The 23,930-nt window shown below is 61.2% G+C and carries 24 protein-coding genes and 1 pseudogene; 18 read left to right on the top strand and 7 right to left on the bottom strand.

Features of this window, described 5'->3' with window-relative positions; translation table 11 throughout:
* Nucleotides 1-55 precede the first annotated feature (55 nt).
* From betC to AAFO90_RS15275, 4 genes are all read left to right on the top strand, one after another.
* On the top strand, nt 56-1,564 hold the full coding sequence (betC, locus tag AAFO90_RS15260) for a choline-sulfatase (RefSeq protein ID WP_274828357.1): 1,509 nt from the start codon (nt 56-58) through the stop codon (nt 1,562-1,564).
* 30 nt (nt 1,565-1,594) lie between these two features.
* Nucleotides 1,595-3,052, top strand: coding sequence for a betaine-aldehyde dehydrogenase (gene betB, locus AAFO90_RS15265; protein ID WP_347509910.1), 1,458 nt, complete (start codon nt 1,595-1,597; stop codon nt 3,050-3,052).
* 109 nt (nt 3,053-3,161) lie between these two features.
* Entirely contained in the window at nt 3,162-4,817 is a 1,656-nt protein-coding gene (gene betA / locus AAFO90_RS15270) for a choline dehydrogenase (protein ID WP_065270762.1), read from the top strand.
* Nucleotides 4,818-5,011: 194 nt separating this feature from the next.
* Nucleotides 5,012-5,254: a DUF465 domain-containing protein gene (locus AAFO90_RS15275; RefSeq protein WP_274828360.1), complete on the top strand. Its 243-nt coding sequence runs from the start codon at nt 5,012-5,014 to the stop codon at nt 5,252-5,254.
* Nucleotides 5,255-5,309: 55 nt separating this feature from the next.
* On the opposite strand, the gene AAFO90_RS15280 is transcribed toward AAFO90_RS15275, so the two are convergent.
* The 3 genes from AAFO90_RS15280 to AAFO90_RS15290 all read right to left on the bottom strand — a co-directional run bounded on the left by AAFO90_RS15280 (nt 5,310) and on the right by AAFO90_RS15290 (nt 9,262).
* The gene (locus tag AAFO90_RS15280) at nt 5,310-6,698 is read right to left on the bottom strand and encodes a short-chain fatty acyl-CoA regulator family protein (protein ID WP_347509911.1); all 1,389 of its coding nucleotides are present in this window, start codon (nt 6,696-6,698) and stop codon (nt 5,310-5,312) included.
* Between the two features lie 65 nt (nt 6,699-6,763).
* On the bottom strand, nt 6,764-7,984 hold the full coding sequence (locus tag AAFO90_RS15285) for a multidrug effflux MFS transporter (protein ID WP_347509912.1): 1,221 nt from the start codon (nt 7,982-7,984) through the stop codon (nt 6,764-6,766).
* 105 nt (nt 7,985-8,089) lie between these two features.
* Nucleotides 8,090-9,262, bottom strand: coding sequence for a matrixin family metalloprotease (locus AAFO90_RS15290; RefSeq protein ID WP_347509913.1), 1,173 nt, complete (start codon nt 9,260-9,262; stop codon nt 8,090-8,092).
* A gap of 258 nt (nt 9,263-9,520) precedes the next feature.
* On the opposite strand from AAFO90_RS15290, the gene AAFO90_RS15295 reads away from it, so the two are divergent.
* The 5 genes from AAFO90_RS15295 (at nt 9,521) to AAFO90_RS15315 (ending at nt 12,874) form a co-directional block, all read left to right on the top strand.
* Nucleotides 9,521-11,053, top strand: a complete 1,533-nt coding sequence (locus AAFO90_RS15295) for an acyl-CoA carboxylase subunit beta (RefSeq protein ID WP_274828364.1) — start codon at nt 9,521-9,523, stop codon at nt 11,051-11,053.
* A gap of 7 nt (nt 11,054-11,060) precedes the next feature.
* Nucleotides 11,061-11,411: a hypothetical protein gene (locus AAFO90_RS15300; RefSeq protein WP_274832506.1), complete on the top strand. Its 351-nt coding sequence runs from the start codon at nt 11,061-11,063 to the stop codon at nt 11,409-11,411.
* 304 nt (nt 11,412-11,715) lie between these two features.
* Nucleotides 11,716-12,093: a DUF6497 family protein gene (locus AAFO90_RS15305; protein WP_347509914.1), complete on the top strand. Its 378-nt coding sequence runs from the start codon at nt 11,716-11,718 to the stop codon at nt 12,091-12,093.
* A gap of 214 nt (nt 12,094-12,307) precedes the next feature.
* A complete protein-coding gene (locus AAFO90_RS15310; protein WP_165832697.1) occupies nt 12,308-12,448 on the top strand; it encodes a hypothetical protein in 141 nt (46 codons plus the stop codon).
* A gap of 69 nt (nt 12,449-12,517) precedes the next feature.
* Nucleotides 12,518-12,874 carry a hypothetical protein gene (locus AAFO90_RS15315; RefSeq protein WP_065270754.1) on the top strand — a complete coding sequence of 119 codons (357 nt, stop codon included), beginning with the start codon at nt 12,518-12,520 and terminating at the stop codon, nt 12,872-12,874.
* A 164-nt stretch (nt 12,875-13,038) separates the two neighbouring features.
* Here AAFO90_RS15315 and AAFO90_RS15320 read toward each other — a convergent pair whose 3' ends face one another.
* Nucleotides 13,039-13,281: a hypothetical protein gene (locus AAFO90_RS15320; RefSeq protein WP_274828368.1), complete on the bottom strand. Its 243-nt coding sequence runs from the start codon at nt 13,279-13,281 to the stop codon at nt 13,039-13,041.
* Between the two features lie 92 nt (nt 13,282-13,373).
* Here AAFO90_RS15320 and AAFO90_RS15325 point away from each other — a divergent pair, with 92 nt between their 5' ends.
* The 3 genes from AAFO90_RS15325 (at nt 13,374) to AAFO90_RS15335 (ending at nt 16,530) form a co-directional block, all read left to right on the top strand.
* On the top strand, nt 13,374-13,577 hold the full coding sequence (locus AAFO90_RS15325; protein WP_065270752.1) for a hypothetical protein: 204 nt from the start codon (nt 13,374-13,376) through the stop codon (nt 13,575-13,577).
* Between the two features lie 134 nt (nt 13,578-13,711).
* The gene (locus tag AAFO90_RS15330; protein WP_347509915.1) at nt 13,712-15,757 is read left to right on the top strand and encodes an acetyl/propionyl/methylcrotonyl-CoA carboxylase subunit alpha; all 2,046 of its coding nucleotides are present in this window, start codon (nt 13,712-13,714) and stop codon (nt 15,755-15,757) included.
* Between the two features lie 272 nt (nt 15,758-16,029).
* Complete coding sequence (locus AAFO90_RS15335; RefSeq protein ID WP_347509916.1) at nt 16,030-16,530, top strand: hypothetical protein; 501 nt, start codon at nt 16,030-16,032, stop codon at nt 16,528-16,530.
* A gap of 4 nt (nt 16,531-16,534) precedes the next feature.
* Here the strand turns inward: AAFO90_RS15335 and AAFO90_RS15340 are convergent, their stop codons facing one another.
* Nucleotides 16,535-16,993, bottom strand: a complete 459-nt coding sequence (locus tag AAFO90_RS15340) for a DUF4174 domain-containing protein (RefSeq protein ID WP_065270749.1) — start codon at nt 16,991-16,993, stop codon at nt 16,535-16,537.
* A 179-nt stretch (nt 16,994-17,172) separates the two neighbouring features.
* On the opposite strand from AAFO90_RS15340, the gene AAFO90_RS15345 reads away from it, so the two are divergent.
* Both AAFO90_RS15345 and scpA read left to right on the top strand, forming a co-directional pair.
* Entirely contained in the window at nt 17,173-18,105 is a 933-nt protein-coding gene (locus AAFO90_RS15345) for a hypothetical protein (RefSeq protein WP_347509917.1), read from the top strand.
* Nucleotides 18,071-20,197: a methylmalonyl-CoA mutase gene (gene scpA / locus AAFO90_RS15350; RefSeq protein ID WP_347509918.1), complete on the top strand. Its 2,127-nt coding sequence runs from the start codon at nt 18,071-18,073 to the stop codon at nt 20,195-20,197. Before AAFO90_RS15345 ends, scpA begins: the two co-directional genes overlap by 35 nt.
* Before the next feature lie 91 nt (nt 20,198-20,288).
* On the opposite strand, the gene AAFO90_RS15355 is transcribed toward scpA, so the two are convergent.
* Complete coding sequence (locus AAFO90_RS15355; RefSeq protein WP_347509921.1) at nt 20,289-20,783, bottom strand: VOC family protein; 495 nt, start codon at nt 20,781-20,783, stop codon at nt 20,289-20,291.
* 276 nt (nt 20,784-21,059) lie between these two features.
* Between AAFO90_RS15355 and AAFO90_RS15360 the strand changes: the two genes are divergently transcribed.
* The 4 genes from AAFO90_RS15360 to AAFO90_RS15375 all read left to right on the top strand — a co-directional run bounded on the left by AAFO90_RS15360 (nt 21,060) and on the right by AAFO90_RS15375 (nt 23,810).
* Entirely contained in the window at nt 21,060-21,662 is a 603-nt protein-coding gene (locus tag AAFO90_RS15360; protein ID WP_347509919.1) for a VOC family protein, read from the top strand.
* 64 nt (nt 21,663-21,726) lie between these two features.
* Complete coding sequence (locus AAFO90_RS15365) at nt 21,727-22,425, top strand: molecular chaperone DjiA (RefSeq protein ID WP_347509920.1); 699 nt, start codon at nt 21,727-21,729, stop codon at nt 22,423-22,425.
* The gene (locus AAFO90_RS15370) at nt 22,406-23,401 is read left to right on the top strand and encodes an endonuclease/exonuclease/phosphatase family protein (RefSeq protein WP_274838647.1); all 996 of its coding nucleotides are present in this window, start codon (nt 22,406-22,408) and stop codon (nt 23,399-23,401) included. Before AAFO90_RS15365 ends, AAFO90_RS15370 begins: the two co-directional genes overlap by 20 nt.
* Nucleotides 23,402-23,432: 31 nt before the next feature.
* The gene (locus AAFO90_RS15375) at nt 23,433-23,810 is read left to right on the top strand and encodes a hypothetical protein (RefSeq protein ID WP_274835714.1); all 378 of its coding nucleotides are present in this window, start codon (nt 23,433-23,435) and stop codon (nt 23,808-23,810) included.
* Between the two features lie 29 nt (nt 23,811-23,839).
* Here the strand turns inward: AAFO90_RS15375 and AAFO90_RS15380 are convergent.
* Nucleotides 23,840-23,930: pseudogene (locus AAFO90_RS15380) on the bottom strand (IS5/IS1182 family transposase); the annotation flags it as partial.

Consider the following 23,930-nt stretch of genomic DNA (forward strand, 5'->3'; position numbering starts at 1 on the left):
GCTGCCGTTTTCCGGATTGGCCGGAGCTCAGCACAAAATGAAACAGGAGAGGCGCATGACTGCACCCAATATTCTGATCCTGATGGTGGACCAGTTGAACGGGACGTTGTTTCCGGATGGTCCGGTGGACTGGCTGCATGCGCCCAACCTGAAGAAACTGGCGGCGCGCTCGACGCGTTTTGCCAATGCCTATACCGCTTCGCCGCTTTGTGCTCCGGGGCGGGCCAGCTTTATGTCCGGGCAATTGCCCTCGCGCACTGGCGTTTATGACAACGCCGCCGAATTCCGCAGCGATATCCCGACCTACGCGCACCACCTGCGCCGTGCGGGCTATTACACCTGCCTCAGCGGAAAGATGCATTTTGTCGGCCCTGACCAGCTGCACGGGTTCGAGGAGCGCCTGACCACGGATATCTACCCGGCCGATTTCGGCTGGACGCCGGATTACCGCAAGCCGGGTGAGAGGATCGACTGGTGGTATCACAATATGGGTTCGGTGACTGGGGCAGGCGTCGCGGAAATCTCCAACCAGATGGAATACGACGACGAAGTCGCCTATCACGCCAAGGCCAAGCTTTACGATCTGGCGCGGGGCAAGGATGACCGGCCCTGGGCGATGACCGTGTCCTTTACCCATCCGCACGACCCCTATGTCGCGCGCAAGAAATACTGGGACCTTTATGAGGATTGCGAGCATCTGCTGCCCGAGGTCCCGGCGATGAAGTATGAGGACCACGACGCCCATTCCAAGCGCATCTTTGACGCCAACGACTGGCGCAGCTTCGACATCACCGAAGAAGACATCCGCCGCTCGCGCCGTGCCTATTTCGCCAATATCTCATATCTGGATGACAAGATCGGTGAGATCCTTGAGGTGCTGGAAACCACCCGCCAGGAGGCGATCATCCTGTTCGTTTCCGATCACGGCGACATGCTGGGCGAGCGCGGACTTTGGTTCAAGATGAGCTTCTTCGAAGGCTCTTCGCGCGTGCCGCTGATGATCTCCGCCCCGGATCTGCCCGCCGGGCGTATCGATGCGCCGGTGTCGACGTTGGATGTCACCCCGACGCTGGGTGTTCTGGCTGGGGTGTCGATGGAGGAGATCGCCCCCTGGACCGACGGCGAGAACCTTGTGCCGCTGGCCAAGGGCGAAGAACGCAGCGCACCGGTGACCATCGAATACGCAGCCGAGGCGTCCTATGCGCCGCTGGTGTCGCTGCGCTATGGCAAGTGGAAGTACAACCGCTGCGCGCTCGACCCTGATCAGCTGTTTGATCTGGAGGCCGACCCGAAGGAACTGACCAATCTGGCGGATCACCCCGACCATGCGGGCACCCTGCAAACCCTGCGTGCAAAATCCGAAGCGCGCTGGAACCTGGAACAGTTCGACGCCGAGGTGCGCGCCAGCCAGGCGCGCCGCTGGATCGTCTACGAAGCGCTGCGCCAGGGCGGCTATTACCCCTGGGACTACCAGCCGCTGCAAAAGGCTTCGGAACGTTACATGCGCAACCACATGGATCTCAATGTGGTTGAGGAAAACGCCCGCTTCCCGCGCGGCGAATAACCCAATTTCAAGACTGGACAGGCCACTATCATGACCCATCCCGCAGCCCCCAAGGCCAGCCATTTCATCAATGGCGCCTATGTCGAAAACACCGCTGGGACCGCCATTCCGGTGATCTATGCGGCCACCGGCGAAGAGATCGCCACCGTGCATGCCGCGACGCCCGAGATCGTCGAAGAGGCGCTCGCTTCGGCCCAGGCGGCGCAAAAGGCCTGGGCGAAGATGACGGGTGCCGAGCGCGGCCGTATCCTGCGCCGCGCCGCCGACATCATGCGCGAACGCAATCACGAGCTGTCGGTGCTGGAAACCTATGACACCGGCAAGCCCTTGCAGGAAACGCTGGTGGCGGATGCGACCTCTGGCGCCGATGCGCTGGAGTATTTCGGCGGTCTGGCCGCCAGCCTCACTGGCGAGCATATCCCGCTGGGCGAAGACTGGGTTTATACCGTGCGCGAACCCCTGGGGCTGTGCGTCGGGATCGGCGCCTGGAATTATCCCACGCAGATCGCCTGCTGGAAGGCGGCGCCGGCGCTGGCCTGTGGCAATGCCATGGTGTTCAAACCTTCCGAGACAACGACGCTTTGCGCCCTGAAGGTTGCCGAGATCCTGCACGAGGCAGGCCTACCTGCAGGGGTGTTCAACGTGGTTCAGGGCATGGGCGAAGTTGGCGGAGCCTTGGTTGCCGACCCGCGCGTCGACAAGGTGTCGCTGACCGGATCGGTACCGACTGGCAAAAAGGTCTACGCTGCCGCTGCGGCCGACATGAAGCACGTCACAATGGAGCTGGGCGGCAAGTCACCTCTGGTCATTTTCGACGATGCCGATATTGAAAACGCGGTTGGCGGTGCGATCAACGGCAACTTCTATTCTTCCGGGCAGGTCTGCTCGAACGGCACCCGGGTCTTTGTGCAAAAGGGCATCAAGGAGAAATTCCTCGCGCGGTTGGCCGAGCGGACCAAAGGCGCGGTTCTGGGAGATCCGCAGGACGAGGCGGTCAACTTTGGCCCCATGGTGTCAGAACGGCAGATGGAGATCGTTCTGGGTTATATCGAAAAGGGTAAGGCCGAGGGCGCGCGCCTGATCTGCGGCGGCGAACGTGTGGACCGACCCGGCTATTTCATTGCGCCGACCGTCTTTGCCGATGTGACGGACGATATGGTGATCGCGCGCGAGGAGATCTTTGGTCCGGTGATGTCGGTTCTGGATTTCGAAACCGAGGAAGAGGTGATCGAACGCGCCAATGCCACGGAATTCGGCCTCTCCGCAGGTGTCTTTACTCGTGACTTCACTCGGGCTCACCGGGTGATCGGGGCGCTGGAGGCGGGCAGCTGCTTTATCAACTCCTACAACGACGCGCCGGTCGAGGCGCCCTTTGGAGGGGTCAAGGCCAGCGGTGTGGGGCGCGAGAATTCCAAGGAAGCCATCAAACACTTCAGCCAGGTCAAATCCGTCTATGTGCGCATGGGCGATGTCGAAGCGGCCTTCTGATTGCCCTTCCGGTCAACGCCCACCCACCCGCCCCGTCGCCCGGAAGGGCAATCGGGGCAGGGGGCAGGCCAGGTTTGGACGGGTCGTTGACCGGTGACGGAGAAATGCGATGAACGCTGATTATGTGATTGTGGGCGCCGGATCTGCTGGTTGTGCGCTGGCCTACCGGCTGAGCGAGGCCGGGCACCGGGTGTTGGTGATCGAGCACGGGGGCACCGATATGGGCCCCTTTATCCAGATGCCTGCGGCGCTGTCCTATCCGATGAACATGTCGCTTTATGACTGGGGCTATAAATCCGAACCGGAACAGCATCTGGGCGGACGCGAATTGGTCTGCCCGCGTGGCAAGGTGATTGGGGGCTCTTCCTCGATCAACGGGATGGTTTATGTGCGCGGCCATGCCGGCGACTACAACCACTGGGCCGAAAGCGGCGCCCGGGGTTGGTCCTATGCGGATGTGCTGCCCTATTTCAAACGGATGGAAACCTGGCACGATGGGGGCCACGGCGGCGATCCTGACTGGCGCGGCACCGATGGTCCGTTGCACATCAGCCGCGGCCCGCGCGACAATCCCCTGCACGATGCCTTTGTCGAGGCCGGGCGCCAGGCCGGTTATCCGGTAACCGGAGACTATAACGGCCAGCAGCAGGAAGGCTTTGGCCCGATGGAGATGACTGTCTGGAAGGGACGGCGGTGGTCGGCGGCCAATGCCTATCTTAGGCCGGCCCTGAAGCGCGACACCTGCGATGTCATCCGCGCCCTGGCGCGCCGCATCGTGATCGAAGAGGGGCGTGCCACCGGGGTCGAGGTGGAGCGCGGCGGCAAGGTCGAGGTGATCCGGGCAAACCGCGAAGTGATCGTCTCGGCGTCCTCGCTAAACTCGCCGAAACTGCTGATGCTGTCCGGCATCGGACCGGCGGCCCATCTGGCCGAACACGGGATTGACGTAGTGGCGGATCGTCCGGGCGTGGGGCAGAACCTTCAGGACCACCTTGAGGTCTACATGCAGATGGCCTGCAGCCAGCCGATTACCCTTTACAAATACTGGAACCTTCTGGGCAAAGGTTTGGTCGGGGCGCAGTGGCTGTTCACCAAGACAGGTCTTGGCGCCTCCAACCAATTCGAAAGCGCGGCCTTCATCCGCTCGGACAAGGGGGTTGAATATCCGGATATCCAGTACCACTTCCTGCCGATGGCGGTGCGCTATGACGGTCAGGCCGCCGCCGAAGGGCACGGGTTCCAGGCCCATGTCGGCCCCATGCGATCACCCTCGCGCGGGAATGTCAGCCTGCGTTCTTCCGATCCCAAGGCGGCGCCGAAGATCCTGTTCAACTACATGAGCACCGAGCAGGATTGGGAGGATTTCCGCAAATGCATCCGCCTGACACGGGAGATCTTTTCGCAGGATGCCTTCAAACCCTTCGTCAAGCATGAGATCCAGCCCGGCAATGAACTGCAGAGCGACGATGAGATCGACAGTTTCATCCGCGAGCATGCCGAAAGCGCCTATCACCCCTGTGGCACTTGCAAGATGGGAGCAGAGGATGATCCGATGGCGGTTGTGGATCCCGAATGCCGCGTCATCGGCGTCGATGGCCTGCGGGTGGCGGACAGCTCGATCTTCCCGCGCATTACCAATGGCAACCTCAACGGCCCGTCGATCATGACCGGAGAAAAGGCCGCAGATCACATTCTGGGGCGCCGCCTGCCGTCTTCAAATGCCGAACCCTGGTTCCATCCGGGCTGGCAAGCCGCACAGAGGTAAGCACCTCAATTACTGTTTGATAAGGCCGCCCCCTGCACCACGCAGCGGGGCGGTTTCCTGTTGGATCTGATGCACCTCTGTTTAAAGCGCAGCAGAAATGTTGCTTGCGGGCCTTTGATTTGATCCCGGTCAAAGTGAGGTTTCAAACCAGCATCTAATGTCCTGTCAAGCAATACAGATAAAGGAGCGAACAGATGTCCAACACGCCTCATGAACTGGCCCAGGAATTCCCCGACAAGGCGGAGCTGATCAGCCAGTTGAAACAATCCGATGCGCATTTCGCCAAGCTTGCGGATGAGTATCACGAGGTGAACCGCGCCGTGCACCGTGCCGAAACCAATGTGGAGCCGGTTGAGGAGCTGGCCGAGGTTGAGATGCGCAAGAAACGTGCCGCACTCAAGGACGAAATCTGGAGCCTCCTGTCCGAAAAGGCCTGAAGCACAGAGCGTTGGTAAAAAGTTCCGGGGTCCGCAATGCGGGCCCCATTTTGTGTCAGCTGACCTCGTAGGGCAGTACGCCACGTGCATCCGCATTGATGCTGAGGCGGCGTTCCAGTGGCGGGACAGACCGCTGGTGACAGTCCTTGCGTTCGCAGATACGGCAGGAAATGCCGATCGGCTCGTAAGCGGAGGCATTATTCACATCCAGACTGTCGGCATAGATGAGCGCATCTGCATGGCGCACTTCGCAGCCAAGGGAAATGGCATAGCGCCGCACCGGTGAGCCGAAGGAGCCGCCGGGTTTTGAGACATCATGGGCCAGCGACAGGTAGCGTACCCCATCCGGGGTTTCGGCCAGCTGACGCAGGAATCGGCCCGGCGTTTCAAAGGCCCGGTGTACGTTCCACAGCGGGCAGGCGCCGCCAAAGCGGGCAAACTGCAGCCGTGTGGCAGAATGGCGTTTGGTGATGGTGCCGGCCTGATCCACCCGCACAAAGAAGAAGGGAATGCCCTTGGCGCCCGGCCGTTGCAGGGTCGACAGCCGGTGTGCGACCTGTTCGATCGAGGCGCCGAAATGGGTGGCCAGTCGCTCCAGATCGTGGCGGGTCTCCTGCGCAGCGGCGAGGAACCGGCCATAGGGCATCAGGGCGGCGCCCGCGAAATAATTGGCGAGGCCGATCTTGGCGATGGCGCGGGCTTCGCTGGTCTGGAAGCGGGCAAAATCCAGCGTCGCCTCCAGCAGGCTGTCCTGGCTGAGCAGCGCCACCTGCAGCAGCAGCTGAAATACCTGAGTAGAGGGGGCGCTGCGGTTTGAGAGCCTTAAGGTGCGGCTCTCGGCGTCGTAGCTGCGCAGCCCGGTCATATCCGTCATCTGAACCGTGATCCCGGCGTTTTCCAGCGCCGATAGCGCCGCAGCGCGCACATCTGCCGCGCCAGCAAAGCGTTCTGCGGCCCGGTCCACCGCGTCGATGTAGTTGTCGCAATAATGGAAGAAATCGCGCACTTCCTCCCAGGGGCTGGCCTGGATGCGGGCATCCTCGCGCCCCAGTGCCTCATCAAGAGAGGCAAGCCGTTCGTGGGTCTGCCGGTAGGCCCGGTGCAGCGTCAGGAAGGCACGCGCCAGCGCCGGTGCGTTCGATGCGGTCAGGCGCAGATCGGCTAAGGGCGGCGGGTCATCGGCAAAAACCGGGTCCGCCATCGCCTCGCGCATGTCGCTGACCAGGCGCTCGCTGTCACCGGTGCTCAGCTCGGTGACATCCATGCCGAATTCCTGCGCCAGAGCCAGCACCACGGTGGTCGACACCGGACGGTTGTTGTTCTCCATCTGGTTGAGATAGGGCAGGGAGACACCCAGCTTGGCGGCAAAATCCTTTTGCGTCAGCTCAAGCCGGGTCCGCATTTCGCGCAGCTTGGCTCCGGCATAAAGCTTTTGGGTGGCCATCGGGTCTACCTTTGCAAATCATCTCCACGCTCAGTGTATAATTGCAAACCCGATGGGGCAAGGCGCTAGAGCTGCAGAGATTTTTCCCGCTGGATCACAAGGATGATCGCAAGAAGTCCCAGCACGGCTGTGACAAACATGATAGCAAGCAGCGGCACGGCTGTGGCGCCGGGTACCAGAACCCAGCCCGCCATCGCACTAAGGCCCGCTCCGCCGCCAATCATAATGGCACCGCTAAGGCCCGAGGCAGACCCGGCCAGGTGCGGGCGCACGGAAATCGCGCCCGCAGTGGCATTCGGGATGGCCATACCATTGCCGAGGCCGACGCAAGTCATGAAGCCGAAGAAGGTATAAAGACTGTCCAGCCCGGCCAGCGCGATCCCTAGAGAGATAGCAACGCCGACCCCGTTGATGATACAGCCCCAGAGCACCATACGGTTGACGCCGAAGGCCATGGAAAAGCGCCCGGAAACAAAGTTCCCCAGGAAGTACCCGACTGCGGGCGCGGCAAAACAGATGCCGAGCGTCGCCGGGTCAAGGCCATAGACCTGTGTGCCGACAAAGGGTGCGCCGCCGAGGTAGGCAAAGAAGGCGCCGGAGGCCAGTCCAGAGGCCAGCGAATAACCCCAGAAGCGCGGCGAGCGGAACAGTTCGGGGTATTCCTTGAACTGCGCAAGCAGGGTCTTGCCGCTTTTCTGCGCGGTTTCCCCAAAATCGAAATAGGTCAGCGCGTAGGTGCCCAGTGCCAGCACCACCAGCAGCCAGAAGTTGGCCTGCCAGCCAAAGATCTGGTCCAGAATCCCGCCGATCGCGGGGCTGATCATCGGGACCACAGCCATGCCCATGGTGACATAGCCGATCATGCTGGCAGCCTTGTCGGTGTCATAGATGTCACGCACTGCGGCACGGCTCAGCACCATGGTGGCGGCAATCGCAGCCTGTGCCATTCGGAAGAACAGAAAAATTTCCGCATTCGGGGCAAAGATGCAGCCGAGTGTGGCCATCAGGAACAGGATGATACTGGCAAGAATCACCGGTCTGCGGCCCATCTTGTCCGAAATCGGGCCAACCAGAATCTGCACCACCGCGTTCACCGCCAGATAAAGCGCGACGGAGAGCTGCATCAGCCGGTAGTCGACCTCAAAATATACTGCCATGCCCGGCAGGGAAGGCAGAAAGACATTCATCGCGAGGGCAGAGATGCCTGCCAGAAGGATGAGCGTACCGATATGGGGCGCCGTTCGGGGCGCCCGGGGAGAGATGTTCATGCGCGGAGTAGTTGTCATGCTAAGGGGTTAGTGCAGCAGCGACAAATTGTCTATTGGTGATATTACACACCCCCTGTGCGCGGGCGGGGCCATCAATGTGCCCCGTGCCGAATGGCGATGTCGTCAGATCAGAATGTCGTCGCTAATATCGGCCAGTGTAATGCCCTTGACCAACAGGGTGTCGGCGCCAAAGTCGAACAAAACGCCTTTGTCCGTGTCACTTGCCGCGGCAAGGAGGGTGGCCTGATCGCCGTGGCCAGTGATCTCAAGGCTATCCAAATCATCGGCAAAATCTCTGATCGTGTCGTTGCCGAAGCTGTTGTTGAACACGAACTTGTCATCTCCGCGACCGCCGAACAGCCTGTCATTGCCGGACTGACCGTTCAGGATGTCGTTGCCGCCGTTGCCTTTCAGCGTATCGTTGCCATTGCCGCCGAACAGCCGGTCCCGGTGTCCGCCTCCGCTCAGGAAATCCTTGCTGTTGCCGCCGCGAAGAACGTCCCGTCCGGCGTTGCCTTCCAGATCATCGCGCCCACCCTGGCCAAACAGGCGATCCCGGCTGGCGCCGCCTTCGAGCTGGTCGCTGCCTCTTTGGCCAAAGATCGTGTCCTCTCCGCCGCTGTCCCAGATCGCATCAACGGTATTGGTGCGCGATCCGGTGTAGCGGGTGTCGCCGGTGTTGTAGTCGGCTGAGCCCCAGATGTCCTGCAGCGCCAGGACGTCGAACAGCATCATCGCACCGCTGTCCTGGCCGTTGATCGGGTTGGTAGTGTAGGACATGATGGAATAAAGGTTGCTGTCGTATTCCTCCGGCAGGTTGGCGTCCGGGTCGAATGTGTGCCGCAAGCCCATCGCGTGGCCCAGTTCGTGCAGCAGCAGATTCATTGCATCGGCCGAGGACAGATCGCGGCTCTCGTCAAAGACTACGAAGCCGTCCCATTCGGTAATGGTGGTGTCAAAAAAGCTGACACCGTAACCGCCATAGCCCGAGGTGTTGCCGGACAGGGTGACTGCGCCGACGTTGATATCCGGATCGTCCTCACCGCTGACCTCGGTAAATTCGACGTTCAGAAAACTTTCGATATGCGCCAGCGCGGTCTCGAAATTGGCCTTCTCGGCGGTCGTGAAATCCCGCCAGCCGCTGTAGGTGGTGTCTGTGGGGAGGTCACCCGGCTGCTGCGTGCCGGCATATTGATAGGTAATCTCGAGCCGCGGAGCGCCAGTCGAGTTCATCGGATCGCTGTCGTAAAAGCGGGCGAATTGCAGGGCCTTGATGATTTCCGCTTGGCTCAGCATCTGATCATTTTCCTCACTGGTTACCGGGATCGACGGTTACTGATCAAAAGCTTACTGCCGGGTCGGGGTTGAGGAAAGAGGCGCTAGCCCGCGGTGCGCCAAGACCGGCGGTTTGCAGCCGGATAATGCCGAGGATTTTGCTAAATATGCAAATTTGCTTATGGCGTATGCAAACGATTTGCAAATTTGCGACAAAGGGCTTTGGCCCAGACAGCCCCCGGGCTATTGTCGCCCGGAAATCTATAGGGGACCTGTGCCATGAAAGATATCCTTTCCGAGCTGGAAGAGCGCCGCGACACCGCGCGGCTGGGCGGTGGGCAAAAGCGGATCGATGCGCAGCATGGACGCGGCAAGCTGACAGCGCGCGAACGGATTGATCTGTTGCTGGACGAAGGCAGCTTTGAAGAGTTCGACATGTTCGTCGCGCACCGCTGCACCGATTTTGGTATGGAAAAACAAAAGCCTGCCGGCGATGGTGTTGTCACTGGCTGGGGCACCATCAACGGCCGTATGGTCTATGTTTTCAGCCAGGACTTTACCGTCTTTGGCGGCTCGCTCAGCGAAACCCACGCGCAGAAAATCTGCAAGATCATGGACATGGCCGTGCAAAACGGCGCGCCGGTGATCGGTATCAACGACTCGGGCGGGGCCCGTATTCAGGAAGGCGTTGCCTCGCTGGCTGGCTATGCCGAAGTGTTCCAGCGCAATATCATGGCTTCGGGCGTGGTGCCGCAGATCTCGGTTATCATGGGCCCCTGCGCGGGCGGCGCGGTCTATTCGCCTGCCATGACCGACTTCATCTTCATGGTCAAAGACAGCTCCTACATGTTCGTGACTGGCCCCGACGTGGTGAAAACCGTTACCAATGAGGTCGTCACCGCCGAGGAACTGGGCGGTGCCTCGACCCACACCAAGAAATCCTCGGTTGCCGATGGCGCCTTTGAAAACGACGTCGAAGCACTGGCCGAAGTGCGCCGCCTGGTGGATTTCCTGCCGCTCAACAACCGCGAAAAGCCTCCGGTGCGCCCCTTCTTTGATGAGCCGGGCCGGATCGAGGAAAGCCTTGATACCCTGATCCCAGAAAACCCGAACACGCCCTACGACATGAAGGAACTCATCACCAAGGTCGCGGACGAAGGTGATTTCTACGAGATCCAGGAAGATTTCGCCAAGAACATCATCACAGGGTTTATTCGCCTCGAAGGGCAGACCGTGGGTGTTGTCGCCAACCAGCCAATGGTTCTGGCCGGTTGCCTCGATATCGACTCCAGCCGCAAGGCAGCGCGTTTCGTGCGCTTCTGCGATTGTTTCGAAATCCCGATCCTGACGCTGGTCGACGTGCCGGGCTTCCTGCCGGGCACCACGCAGGAATATGGCGGCGTCATCAAGCACGGTGCCAAGCTGCTGTTTGCCTATGGTGAGGCGACTGTTCCAAAAGTGACCGTCATCACCCGCAAGGCCTATGGCGGTGCCTATGACGTGATGGCCTCCAAGCACCTGCGCGGCGATTTCAACTACGCTTGGCCCACGGCCGAGATCGCTGTGATGGGCGCCAAGGGCGCGACCGAAATCATTCACCGCGCCGATCTGGGTGACGCAGACAAGATCGCGGCTCATACCAAGGATTACGAAGACCGCTTCGCCAATCCCTTTGTGGCGGCGGAACGCGGCTTCATCGACGAGGTGATCATGCCGCAATCCACCCGCAAGCGGGTCAGCCGGGCCTTCGCGAGCCTTCGTAACAAGAAGCTCGAGAACCCGTGGAAGAAACACGACAACATCCCGTTGTGATCTGCTGATGGCGCGTTCGTGGCATATCCTGCGCGAGGAGGGGGCTCTGACACTCTGTCGGCAGCGCCCACCTCGGTTCGATGTGGCGGTGGCCGCGGATCTGCCCAAGGCGGATCCGTTACGGCTGGCGCATCAGATCCGGCAGGATATGTGGCGGGCGTTGCAAGACGTGCGGGGGTTCTCTCCGGTGGTTCGGGTGGCGCAGACCGCCGAGGGCGTCAGGGTGACGGCTGGCGGTCGCGTCCTGGGGCTGGTGTCTCCGGTGCTGGCCGAGCGGATTGAAGCTGTGCTGGAAAAACCGGCAAACCGCGGGCGCTGGCTGCGCCACGCGGCGCGCGGGCAGGGGGCGGATCTGTGACTTTCCTGATGTGCGCCCTTTCCGGTAGTCCTGCGCGAGTGGTGGGAGAGGCAATGCCCCACAGCTCTGCATATGCGTGTACGGGGTTTGTGCGGCGCCAAAGAATGCCGCTTGGGCAAATCATTTTGCACAAATTTGTAACAACGTTTGACACGAAGGGCGAATCGGCTCCATGATCCGGCTCATCGGCATAAGGACAGCGCGCGCCGCGTGCGCAGCGCCTGCAGCCCCGGCAGGAGGAGCCCATCGTTTTTGGGGTCGGGGCTGCGGATATTTTGTGGCCGTCGTTTCTGGTTTCCTGAATATGCTCGCAGCGTCTGCCGCTTCGGCAGGTGAGGCCGGAGTGGCGCCGATTTCCGTACCTTCTGGTCAGCCGGTCACCCTGTCTGAAGTGCTGCTGGATCGTGACCCTGGTGCACTGTGGCTGCGCTTGCGTTTCGTGGCGCCGCAGATTTCCCGCAATGGCGGCACAGCCACCCATGATCAGGCGATGGCGGATATGGATCACCTGTGCCAGGAGCTGGCACTCTCCTATATGCAGGAACACGCGCTGCAGCCGGAACGTATCGTCATCTCATTTGCCGATCGCGCTGTGCCCTTTGGTGTGCAGGATCCCGCCGCCACCCAGTATTTCGAAGCCTATCGTCCGAGTGGCGACACCTGCATCTGGGAGGGTTTCTGATGTATCTACAAGATCTTGCGACCCTCGACTGTAGTGCACCTTTGCCTGCGGCTTTGCGATCACAAAGCTACCGCTCCGCGTGTTTTCGATGTGAAAAGACCTGTCATTCGGCTATGATGCAGCTGGGCGGCGTAAATGCCGTCCGCATATTGAGGTCGAACCCTGCAGAGGTACTTCCCTCGGCGGGTTTCAGGACAATAATCAGGAGACAGAAATGTCCAAGAGCATCAAGCTTTTCACGCTGGCTGGTTTGCTGGCGACCGTCGCTGCATGCGGCTCAAAAGAAGAAGAATTTGTCGTGGTGGAGCCCGAGCCCATCTCGGTCGAACCGACCTACACCGGCAAATACAAGTAACATCGTCAGGGGTCCGGCCCTGTGGCCGGCCCCAGTCGCCGCGCGGGGTGCCGGACTGGAGGCATCACCATGCTGAAACACCGCGGGTTTCCCGGCCGTCTTCCGGGTACCGATTTCCAGTTCACCATTCGTCGTCCAAACCCCAAAGGGGTCACGCCGATCACTCAGCGTGAGCGGTTCCGCGACCGGCGTCCGCCGGACCGCAGGGCCGATGCGGCCTTTATGCGGGCGCTGTGGGAGAATTTTGGCGACCAGCCTTTCGAACGGGGCAACCTTGATGCCGGGCGGCTGAGCTGGCTGTTCGGGCGCGAAGTCGTGGCCGCCGAAGAGCCCTTTGATCCCGAAGATTACGAGGCACTGCTTGTCATCGATGTGGATGTCGCGCGCCTGTCCTTCCCTGAAGCCTTTGACGGGACCGCAGACTGATGGCTCTGGCGGGCTACCATATCACGGCGCTGCGCAACTGCGCGGCAGCCCCGGTGACTGGTGGTCCGTCCGCCCGCCTGTTTGGCGGCCAATGCCGGGATTCTGTGCGCTGCGTCGGCGTGAATTCGCACATGGGGCGCGCCTTTCAGCGGGAAGCTGCGCAGTCAGTGGCGTTGCAGAACACCGGGCTTTCCACCCCTGCCAATAGCTGCATTCTGGATGTGACAGTACGGAATGCTCGCGCTGTCACGCATCTGTTCCAGTCCCTTGACTTGGATGGGCAGGACCGCGCCCCCATCCGCGGCCTGCCTCTTTTTTTGCGGCGCAACATTTGCCTGTTCCTTGAGTGCATCCAGTGCGCGGAACCCCGCCACAGGCTGCGGGAAAGCGGGCGGTCCATCGCTCATTCCGGCACCCAGAGGCCCCGCGCGTTGCGGCTCGTTGGGCGTCCTGCAATCTTCTCTGGCCAGATAAATTCGGTCAGAAAAGGAAAACGGCAATGCAGGCAACACGGATACTCTCGCTCCTGGCCCTGTGCGGCGGATTGGCGGCCTGTGGGCAGTCAACCGGCGAGCAGGTCGTCTATGGCGCCAGCGCAGGCGCGCTCGGCTCGCTTTTGCTCGACGGCAACCCGGTTACCGGCGCCGCTGTTGGCACAGCTGCAAATCTCATCTACTGCAAGGAAAACCCTGGCAAATGCTGATCGCATCGCCGCGGCCCTTGCCCTGACATTCCGGCCCCTTGAGGCCGGTTCAACCACCGCGCAGATGCCGCGCCCGGGTGCGTCCCGGGGGCGGCGTCCTGCATTCCGGCTCAAAAGAGAACAAGGGACTGCCAATGTTTGATAAGATCCTGATCGCCAACCGGGGCGAGATCGCCTGCCGCGTCATCAAGACGGCGCGCAAAATGGGCATCAAGACCGTTGCCATCTATTCTGATGCGGACAAGCAGGCGCTGCATGTTCAGATGGCGGATGAGGCCGTGCACATCGGCCCGCCGCCCGCGAACCAGTCCTATATCGTGATCGACAAGGTCATGGACGCCATCCGTCAGAGCGGCGCCCAAGCGGTGCATCCCGGCTATGGCTTCCTGTCTGAAAACTCCAAATTCGCCGAGGCGCTGGCCGCCGAGGGCGTCGCCTTTGTTGGCCCCCCCGTAGGGGCCATCGAAAGCATGGGTGACAAGATCACCTCCAAGAAGATTGCCCAAGAGGCAAACGTCAGCACGGTTCCCGGCTACATGGGCCTCATCGAGGACGCCGATGAGGCGGTGAAGATCTCGAACGAGATCGGCTACCCGGTGATGATCAAGGCCTCTGCCGGCGGCGGCGGAAAGGGGATGCGGATCGCCTGGAACGACGAGGAGGCCCGCGAAGGTTTCCAGTCCTCCAAGAACGAGGCGGCGAACTCTTTTGGCGATGACCGGATCTTTATCGAGAAATTCGTCACACAGCCACGCCACATCGAAATTCAGGTGCTCTGCGACACCCACGGCAACGGCATCTATCTGGGGGAGCGCGAATGCTCGATCCAGCGCCGCAACCAGAAGGTCGTCGAAGAGGCGCCGTCGCCCTTCCTTGATGAAGCCACCCGCAAGGCGATGGGCGAGCAGGCCGTCGCCCTGGCCAAGGCGGTGGGCTATGCCTCTGCCGGTACGGTGGAATTCATCGTTGATGGCGACAAGAACTTCTATTTCCTGGAAATGAACACCCGCCTGCAGGTGGAACACCCCGTGACCGAGCTGATCACTGGCGTTGACCTGGTGGAGCAGATGATCCGTGTCGCCGGTGGTGAGCCGCTGAGCATTACTCAGGATGATGTGAAACTGACGGGCTGGGCGATTGAAAACCGCCTTTACGCCGAAGATCCCTATCGCAACTTCCTGCCCTCCATCGGTCGTCTGACCCGTTATCGTCCCCCGGCAGAGCAAGCCTCTGGCCCGCTGCTGGAAAACGGCAAATGGCAGGGCGAAGCGCCCGAAGGCCCCGTCGCAGTGCGCAACGACACCGGCGTCTATGAGGGCGGCGAGATCTCCATGTATTACGATCCGATGATCGCCAAGCTTTGCACCTGGGCGCCGACCCGTGAGGCAGCGATTGCGGCCATGCGTGATGCGCTGGACGGGTTCGAGGTTGAGGGCATCGGTCACAACCTGCCGTTCCTGTCGGCTGTGATGGATCATCCGAAATTCGTTAGCGGCGACATGACCACCGCCTTTATCGCCGAAGAGTACCCGGACGGGTTTGAAGGCGTCGAACTGCCCGAGGCAGAGCTGCGCCGCATCGCGGCTGCCACAGCAGCCATGCACCGCGTCGCCGAAATCCGCCGCACTCGTGTGTCGGGCCGTATGGACAACCACGAACGCAAGGTGGGAACCGATTGGGTGGTGACGCTTCAGGGCCAGTCCTTCGATGTGACAATCGAGGCAGATCCCTCCGGCTCCACCGTGCGCTTTGCCGACGGGGAAACGGTCCGGGTGGCTTCGGACTGGACGCCGGGCGATCAGCTGGCGCGGGTTTCTACGGATGACAGCGGACTGGTTCTGAAGGTTGGCAAGATCTCTGGCGGCTTCCGTATCCGCAGCCGCGGCGCCGATCTGAAGGTGCACGTGCGCACGCCGCGTCAGGCGGAACTCGCGCGCCTGATGCCCGAGAAGCTGCCGCCGGACACCTCCAAGATGCTGCTCTGCCCAATGCCTGGCCTGATCGTGAAGGTCGATGTCGAGGTTGGCCAGGAAGTGCAGGAAGGCCAGCCGCTTTGCACCGTTGAAGCGATGAAAATGGAAAACATCCTGCGCGCCGAACGCAAGGGGATTGTGTCCAAGGTCAACGCAAGCGCCGGTGACAGCCTCGCTGTGGACGATGTCATCATGGAGTTCGAATAAGGTGCAGCAGGGGGCAGCCATACTTGCCGGAGGGTTTGCGGGGCGATCTGCCGCGCGAGTCCGCCTGCGAGGCCGGACAGGGCATCGCCCTGAGGCCGGGGCTGCCCTTTTTTGTGCGGGGTATGACAACCCATGCACGAATTCTTCAGAATTGGCTGGCAGATTGATCCGGACGGGGCGATGGGCCCGCGACCGCTCCTGCATGGTGGGGGCGGTTTCGTGCCGCGTCCAGCCCGCACGCGAGAGGTATCAAGGGTTTCCGGAGGCGCCACATGATCCGCATTGCTGTCAGTCTGCTGTCGGGCCTTTTGGTGCTGGGGGCCTGTGCGCTGGACAAGGAAGAGGAAGTGCGCGCTCAGATCGCGCCCTGGGTCAAGCTGGGCGAGACCTATTTCTTCGAATCCTCAAGCAGTTGCACTGCGGCGGTCTTCTACATCGAAAGCCCGCGCATCAGCTCGTTGGTGTCCCGGGCACGGTCGATGGCGACGGGCATGAATATGCTCTCGGCAGGCAAACCGGTCTATTTCGATGTTCGGGGCAAAACACCCAACGCGCTGACCGAGGAAATCATGTCTCGCGATCTGCCGCAGGGGATCAGCGTGCTGAACTCCGGTTTGGCTGGGGCACACTGCATGACCGAATTGGTCAAGGGCGTCTATTATCAGGCCATCATGAACCCGACTTCGCAGCTGATTTTCGTGCCGGATGGCGATGCGATGATCGTGCTCGACCGGCAGGCCGGGGCGCTGATCTACGTGCGTGGCAGCGGCTGACGCCTCAGCTGCCGCGGCGTTCTTCGACCTCGCGCAGGCGCGATGGGAATTTGTCGATGGTCCGGGTCAGCTCCCGCACTGTCCAGGGATGCGGTTTTCGCAGTTTCACACCGCCGTCTTTGCCCACCAACACCAGCATAAAGCCGCGCGGGCGCAGTTTCTTGCGCAGGTCGGACCGCGCGCTTGGATCGGTGTCGGTCAGAACAACCACGTCCCGGTCCAGCAAATCCGCCGCACGTTTTGCCAGCCGTTCCATTTGGTCGTGGAATCGCGGATCCTCAGGGCTGTCGGCAAAGACCACAACGGGCCGTTTGTGCCACAGGAAATCGCTCAGATCGCCTTTGTACTCCGGTTCGATCCACCCTGTGGTATCGGCGGTGGTTGCTTCCTCGGCGCTGGCACCGGCTGCAATGGTGGCGCAGGGAAGAAAAGCTGTCAGAACAAGGGCTAGGATTGGTTTCATGATCTCTCCTGTTGCTGTCAATATATGCCGCGCCAGTGCGAATGCGATGGCCGAATGTGTTCGAGCCGAAAAAAATTCAGAGGACATTAACCGCTTTGAGAGGGTGAAGAGGGCATGATCCGTCCGTCTCCCTCTGATGGTCCGCAAAAACGGACCCCGTCCAAAGGACTGGAAAAGCGATGCAAGTAATTGTTCATGTCGGTGCTCATCGGTGCGCCACCACCTCGTTTCAGGATTATATGCGGTTCAATGCCGCCGCGCTGGCCGAACAGCGGCTGGAGGTCTGGGGCCCGGATCTGACCCGGGACGGGCTGTTTCACGGCATTCAGCCAACCCCGGCCGTGGGCAGCGCTGCGGCGGCGTCTAAACGGGCGCGTGGGCGGCTTCGGATGCGTCTGGACCAGAGCCGCGATGCGGGTACCGAGCAGTTGCTGATCAGCGACGAGAACATGATCGGCAGCGTGCGGGAAAACCTGCGACTTGCCGGGCTCTACTGCGGGATCGGAGAGCGTCTGGCGCGCTTCAACGAAGCCTTTGATGGCAGGGTGTCGGTGCTGGCGGTGAACCTGCGCAGCCTCGAAGCTTACTGGACCTCGGCGCTGACCTATGCGGTGGCGCGCGGGCATCGGGTGCCTGCGACAGGGCAGCTGAACCGGCTGCTGGAAAGCACCCGCAGCTGGCGTGATGTGCTGACCGACATGGCCTGTAGCATGCCGGATACTGAAATCCGGGTGCTGCCCTTTGAAACCTTTGGGGGCCGCCCCGAGTTGCAGCTGGAGCTGCTGACCGGGTGCAAGGCGCCACGCGAAAACGCCCGCATGCGCCATGCGGCGTCCCCGCGACTGGAAGAACTGCGCGGCATGATCCCGACCTCGGCCGCCCGGAGCCTGCCCGAAGGAGAGGGTCGCTGGCGCCCCCTGGACGAGGTGCAAAGCGCGGTGCTGCGCGAGCGTTACGCTGATGATCTCATGTGGCTGGCCTCGGGCGCCGATGGCCTGGCCCGTATTATGTATGACCCGGAAAAACAGGTGGCGGGACAAAACCCGCTCCGTACCGACTTGACGAGAGGAAGACCCCATGACGAAGACAGACGATTGGCGGGCTCTGGCTGAAAAAGAGCTGCGTGGCCGCCCGCTTGAGGACCTGACCTGGCAGACGCTCGAAGGGATCGACGTCAAGCCGCTTTATACCGAGGAAGACACCAAGGCGCTGCCCCATATGGGCACGCTTCCAGGGTTCGGCCCGTTCACGCGCGGCGTGAAGGCGACCATGTACGCAGGCCGCCCCTGGACCATCCGGCAATACGCCGGTTTCTCGACCGCCGAGGAAAGTAACGCATTCTATCGCCGCAACCTGGCCGCCGGTCAGCAGGGCGTTTCGGTTGCCTTCGACCTGGCCACCCACCGCGGTTATGACAGCGACCACCCCCGCGTGGTGGGCGATGTCGGCAAGGCCGGCGTTGCCATCGACAGTGTCGAGGACATGAAAATCCTCTTTGACGGTATCCCGCTCGACAAGGTCTCGGTGTCAATGACCATGAACGGCGCGGTGATCCCGATCCTGGCGAACTTCATCGTCGCAGGTGAAGAGCAGGGCCACGACAAGAGCCTGCTGGCGGGCACCATTCAGAACGACATTCTGAAAGAGTTCATGGTGCGCAACACCTATATTTATCCGCCCGCACCCTCGATGCGGATCATTTCGGACATCATCGAATATACGTCGAACGAGATGCCGAAATTCAACTCCATCTCGATCTCGGGCTACCACATGCAGGAGGCCGGCGCGAACCTGGTGCAGGAGCTGGCCTATACGCTGGCGGATGGGCGCGAATACGTGCGTGCCGCGATCGAGGCCGGGATGGATGTGGACAAATTCGCAGGCCGCCTGTCGTTCTTCTTTGCCATCGGCATGAACTTCTTCATGGAGATCTCCAAACTGCGGGCCGCGCGTACCCTGTGGCACCGGGTGATGACCGATTTTGGCGCCAAGAGTGACCGGTCGAAAATGCTGCGCACACACTGCCAGACCTCGGGCGTGTCTCTGCAGGAGCAGGATCCCTATAACAACGTGATCCGCACCGCCTATGAAGCGATGTCGGCTGTCCTCGGCGGCACCCAGTCGCTGCACACCAACGCGCTGGACGAAGCGATTGCCCTGCCGACGGATTTCTCGGCTCGTATCGCCCGTAACACCCAGTTGGTGCTGCGGGAAGAAACCGGCGTCACCAATGTGGTCGACCCGCTGGCCGGTTCCTACTACGTGGAAAGCCTGACGAATGAGCTGATCGACAAGGCCTGGGCCCTGATGGAAGAGGTCGAGGAAATGGGCGGCATGACCAAGGCGGTCGCCTCTGGCATGCCCAAGCTGCGCATCGAAGAAAGCGCTGCCCGTCGCCAGGCGATGATCGACCGCGGCGAAGAGGTGATCGTCGGCGTCAACAAGTACCGCAAGGAAAAAGAAGACCCGATCGACATTCTGGACGTGGATAACGTCAAGGTCCGCGAAAGCCAGATCGCGCGGCTGGAAAAGATCCGCGCCACCCGCGACGATGCGGCCTGCACGGCTGCCTTGGATGAAGTCACCCGCGTGGCCAAGGAAGGTGGCAACCTTCTGGCCGCCGCAGTCGAAGCTGCCCGCGCCCGGGCTTCGGTCGGAGAGATCAGCATGGCGATGGAAAAGGAATTCGGCCGTCACAGCGCCGAGGTGAAAACCCTGGCCGGTGTGTATGGCGCCGCGTACGAAGGCGACGAAGGTTTTGCCGCGATCCAGAAATCGATCGATGAATTCGCTGCAGATGAAGGACGCCGTCCGCGTCTTCTGGTGGTGAAAATGGGGCAGGACGGTCACGACCGCGGCGCCAAGGTGATCGCGACCGCCTTTGCTGATATCGGTTTTGACGTCGACGTAGGCCCGCTGTTCCAGACCCCGGATGAGGCCGCACAGGATGCCATCGACAACGATGTGCATGTGGTCGGGATCTCCAGCCAGGCCGCAGGTCACAAGACGCTGGCACCGCAGCTGGTTCAGGCGCTGAAAGAGCAAGGCGCAGAGGATATCATCGTGATCTGCGGCGGTGTTATCCCGCAGCAGGACTATCAGTTCCTCTATGACAATGGCGTCAAGGCGATCTTCGGCCCCGGTACCAATATCCCCGAGGCGGCGCAGGATATCCTGAAACTGATCCGCGAGGCGCGCAGCTGATCCTTGCGGTCAGCGCGTTGGCCTGAAAAAGAGACACCCGGTGCCCCGTGGCGCCGGGTTTTCTGTTTCAGCCGCCTTCCCCTCGTCAGGATCAGCGGTGCGTCCGGTTCTCCCATACTGAATAACCGCCCACGCCAAAATCCGCATCTGGCGCCTCATCCAGCATATGCAACATCTCGATGGAATGGCCGTCCGGATCCTTGAAATAGACAGAGACCGCGGGCATCCAGCCTAGAACTACAGGCTCATCCGCCGGTGCGCCATTAAATCCAAGCGGTGTGATACCCTGGGCGGGCAGGCGCTCAAAGGACTGAAGTACCGCCTCTTTCGTGGCGCGAAAGGCAAAATGCAGCTGCATGCTCAGGGGCGCGCTGCCCGCGCCCCAAAGCCCCAGCATCCCGGTTTCTTTTGGCCCGGCCCAGAGAAACACGACATTGCGCTCCGGCAGCCGCCGGGCCAGCGGCAACCCCAACTGGCCGCAATAAAACGCCAGCGACTGGTCCAGATCCCGCACCGGCAGGTGGGTTTCATAGATGCCAAGGATATGTTGAGCGGCCCATTGTTCCGGGGGTAGTTGGTCGTGCATGATCTTCTCCGGTTCCGGCGGGGCGCGGCCCCGCGGGTCTTTGCTGTATGTCATGATGCGCGTTTCTACGCGGCGCGAGGCCGGGCAGGGCGCCTGATGATTCCAAGCCTAATTTCTGAAGTTGACTTTAGATCAAGCTGAAATCGGCCCCCCCAGTCAGACCCGCGATGTTGCTAAGCGCCCTTCGGCTCAGGTGGCGGGTTTCCTTCCGCTGGGAATTTGCTAGGGTCCGCGCGAAAGACAACGACACAAATCAGTCGCAACAGGGGCTTAGCCATGGAACTGGATCACATTGCCGTCGCCGGTGAAACGCTTGCGGAGGCCACGGCCCATGTCGAAGCCGCGCTTGGCGTGCCGCTTCAGACAGGCGGGCAGCACCCGGTATTCGGCACGCACAACCGGCTTTTGGGGCTGGCCGACGGGCTTTATCTCGAGGCCATCGCCATTGATCCCGAGGCAACGCCGGAACGCAGCCCGCGCTGGTTCGATCTCGATAGTTTCACCGGGGCTCCGCGCCTGACCAACTGGATCTGCCGCGCAACCGGCCTGCCGGAATTGCTGGAGCGGATGCCGGATGGGGCCGGGATCCCGGTGCCGCTGACCCGAGGCGATCTGGTCTGGGATATGGCAGTGCCCGCCGATGGCAAGCTGCCTTTTGACAATCTGTTTCCGGCGCTCATCGAATGGCACAGCGCCCATCCCGCGCCCCGGCTGGAGCAGCAAGGCTGCGCGTTGCGGCGCCTTGTGATCGCGCATCCCGATGCGGCCGATCTTGAAGCGCTTTTGCCGCTCAACGACGGTCGGTTGGTGTTTGAAACCGGACCTGCTGCCATGGAGGCAGAATTCGACACGCCGCACGGTATTCGTCTGCTGCGTTAAAAAATCACCTGTTTCCGGTGCCTGTGGTCCTGACAGGTCGCGCAAACCGCATTAGGCTTTTCTTATGTCTCTTTGGAGCCGCATATCTGATGCGCTGGGCGCGCTGGCCAAGGGTGAAAGCCTGGCGGATGTTTTTGACCGCCTGCGGGCGCCACCTGAACGTACCGTGGGTTTTGCCGTCGCGGTGATCGCGCTGGGGGCCAAGATGGCCAAGGCGGACGGGCAGGTCACCCGGGACGAGGTGACCGCCTTTCGCGAGGTGTTCCAGATCGCCCGCGATGACGAGGCAGGCGCGGCGCGGGTCTTCAACATGGCGCGCACCGATGTGGCGGGCTATCAGGACTATGCGGCGCGTATCCAGCGCATGTTTGCCAATGATCCGGCGACCCTTTGCGATCTGATGGAAGGACTGTTTCACATCGCGCTGGCAGATGGCTTCTATCATCCCGGCGAGAATGAGTTTCTGGAAGAGGTCAGCCGCATCTTCGGTCAGACTCCGCAACAGTTCACCGCCCTGCGCGCGCGGTTTGTGACCGATGCGCCAAAGGATCCCTACACGGTGCTGGGGGTGTCGGCGGATATGCCGATTGATGAAATCCGCAAGCACTGGCGCAAGCTGGTGCGGGAAACCCATCCCGATGCGATGCTGGCTCGGGGCGTCCCCGAAGAGGCGGTGCGTCTGGCGGAAAAGCGGATGATCGACATCAACCGCGCGTGGGACGAGATCAACGGATGCGGGGCACATGCGGCTGGTCACCTATAATATCGAGTGGTTTTCACACCTCTTCGACAAGAATGACCAGCTTATTCTGGACAATAAGCCCTCGGGGCGGCACGGGGTGGATCGCTATACCCAAGGGGTATCGCTGGCGCATGTTTTCCAGACGCTTGATGCCGACGCGGTGATGGTGATCGAGGCGCCCAATACCGGGCGGCGGCAGCGGACCGTGCGCGCTCTTGGCGCTTTTGCCGCCGAAGCGGGGCTGCGCGCCAACGAGGTGATCAGCGGCTTTGCCACCGATACCCATCAGGAAATCGCCCTGATGTACGACCCAGCGGTACTGAGCGCCGAACACGATGCCCGGAGCAGCAAGGAAGCGCCGCGTTTCGATACCCGTTTCGAGCTGGACCTCGACACCGATTCCATCCCGGAACATGTGCGGTTTTCAAAGCCGCCGCTGGAGCTGAACGTCACGACAGCCGGGGGGAAGACCCTGCGGATGATCGGCGCGCACCTAAAGTCCAAGGCGCCCTATGGGGTGAAGGGGCATGACGCCATCATCCAGCGCGCTATTGAGAACCGGCGCACGCAGTTGGCACAGGCGATCTGGCTGCACCGGCGCATTGCCGATCATATCGCGGCAGGGGATGATCTGATCCTGATGGGCGATCTGAACGATGGTCCGGGTCTGGATGAATACGAGCGCCTATTCGGGCAATCCTCGGTTGAGATTATCATGGGGCAGGATCTGACCGACCCCCATGCCGAAAGCCTGAAAAAGCCCCGGCCAGGCATCGTGCCCAGCACCGCGCGGTTTTATGATGAGGAAAAGAAACGGTTCTTCCGGGCGTGCCTTGACTATGTGATGATTTCACAAAGCCTGACGGCCTATAATCCTCGCTGGCGGATCTGGCACCCGTTCGAGGACGCTGATTGCTATGCCGATGAGGTCCTACGCGAGGCGCTGCTCATGGCCTCGGATCATTTCCCTGTCAGCCTCGATATCGATCTGACTTAAAATCATCGCATAGGAAGCTTATATTGGACCCATGAAACGGTTTTTACATGTAAGTGCCGCCTGCCTGCTGTGCCTGTCCGCCCCTGTGGCGGCGCAGGAGAGCGAGGAGAATGGTAAGGGTTTGATGGAAAAAGGCGCTGAGCTGTTCTGGGAAGGGCTGCGCAAGGAAATGGCCCCCGCGCTGGAAGATCTGGAAGGGTTGGCCGCAGAAATCGGCCCCTCCATGCGGGAATTTCTGTCCGAGATGGGACCGGCGCTGGCAGCCATTGCGGCCGAGGTCGAGGACTGGAGCAGCTACGAGCTGCCGGAAATCCTGCCCAATGGCGATATCATCATCCGCAAGAAGCCAGAGGCGCCCTCTCCTGAAGAGAAAGACGAAGTCCCGGAGAACGGCGTTACCGATCTCTAAGAGTCTGATTCAAAACTTTTCGAGTGAATTCATTGTCTTGCGAGCATCCGCGTGACGCGGCGGATGTGTGCGATTGTGACCCAAGCTGCCGCGCTGGCGATGGATTTTTCCCAATCCTTC

This window comes from Phaeobacter sp. CAU 1743, assembly GCF_039839315.1.
Classification (GTDB): domain Bacteria; phylum Pseudomonadota; class Alphaproteobacteria; order Rhodobacterales; family Rhodobacteraceae; genus Phycobacter; species Phycobacter gallaeciensis_A.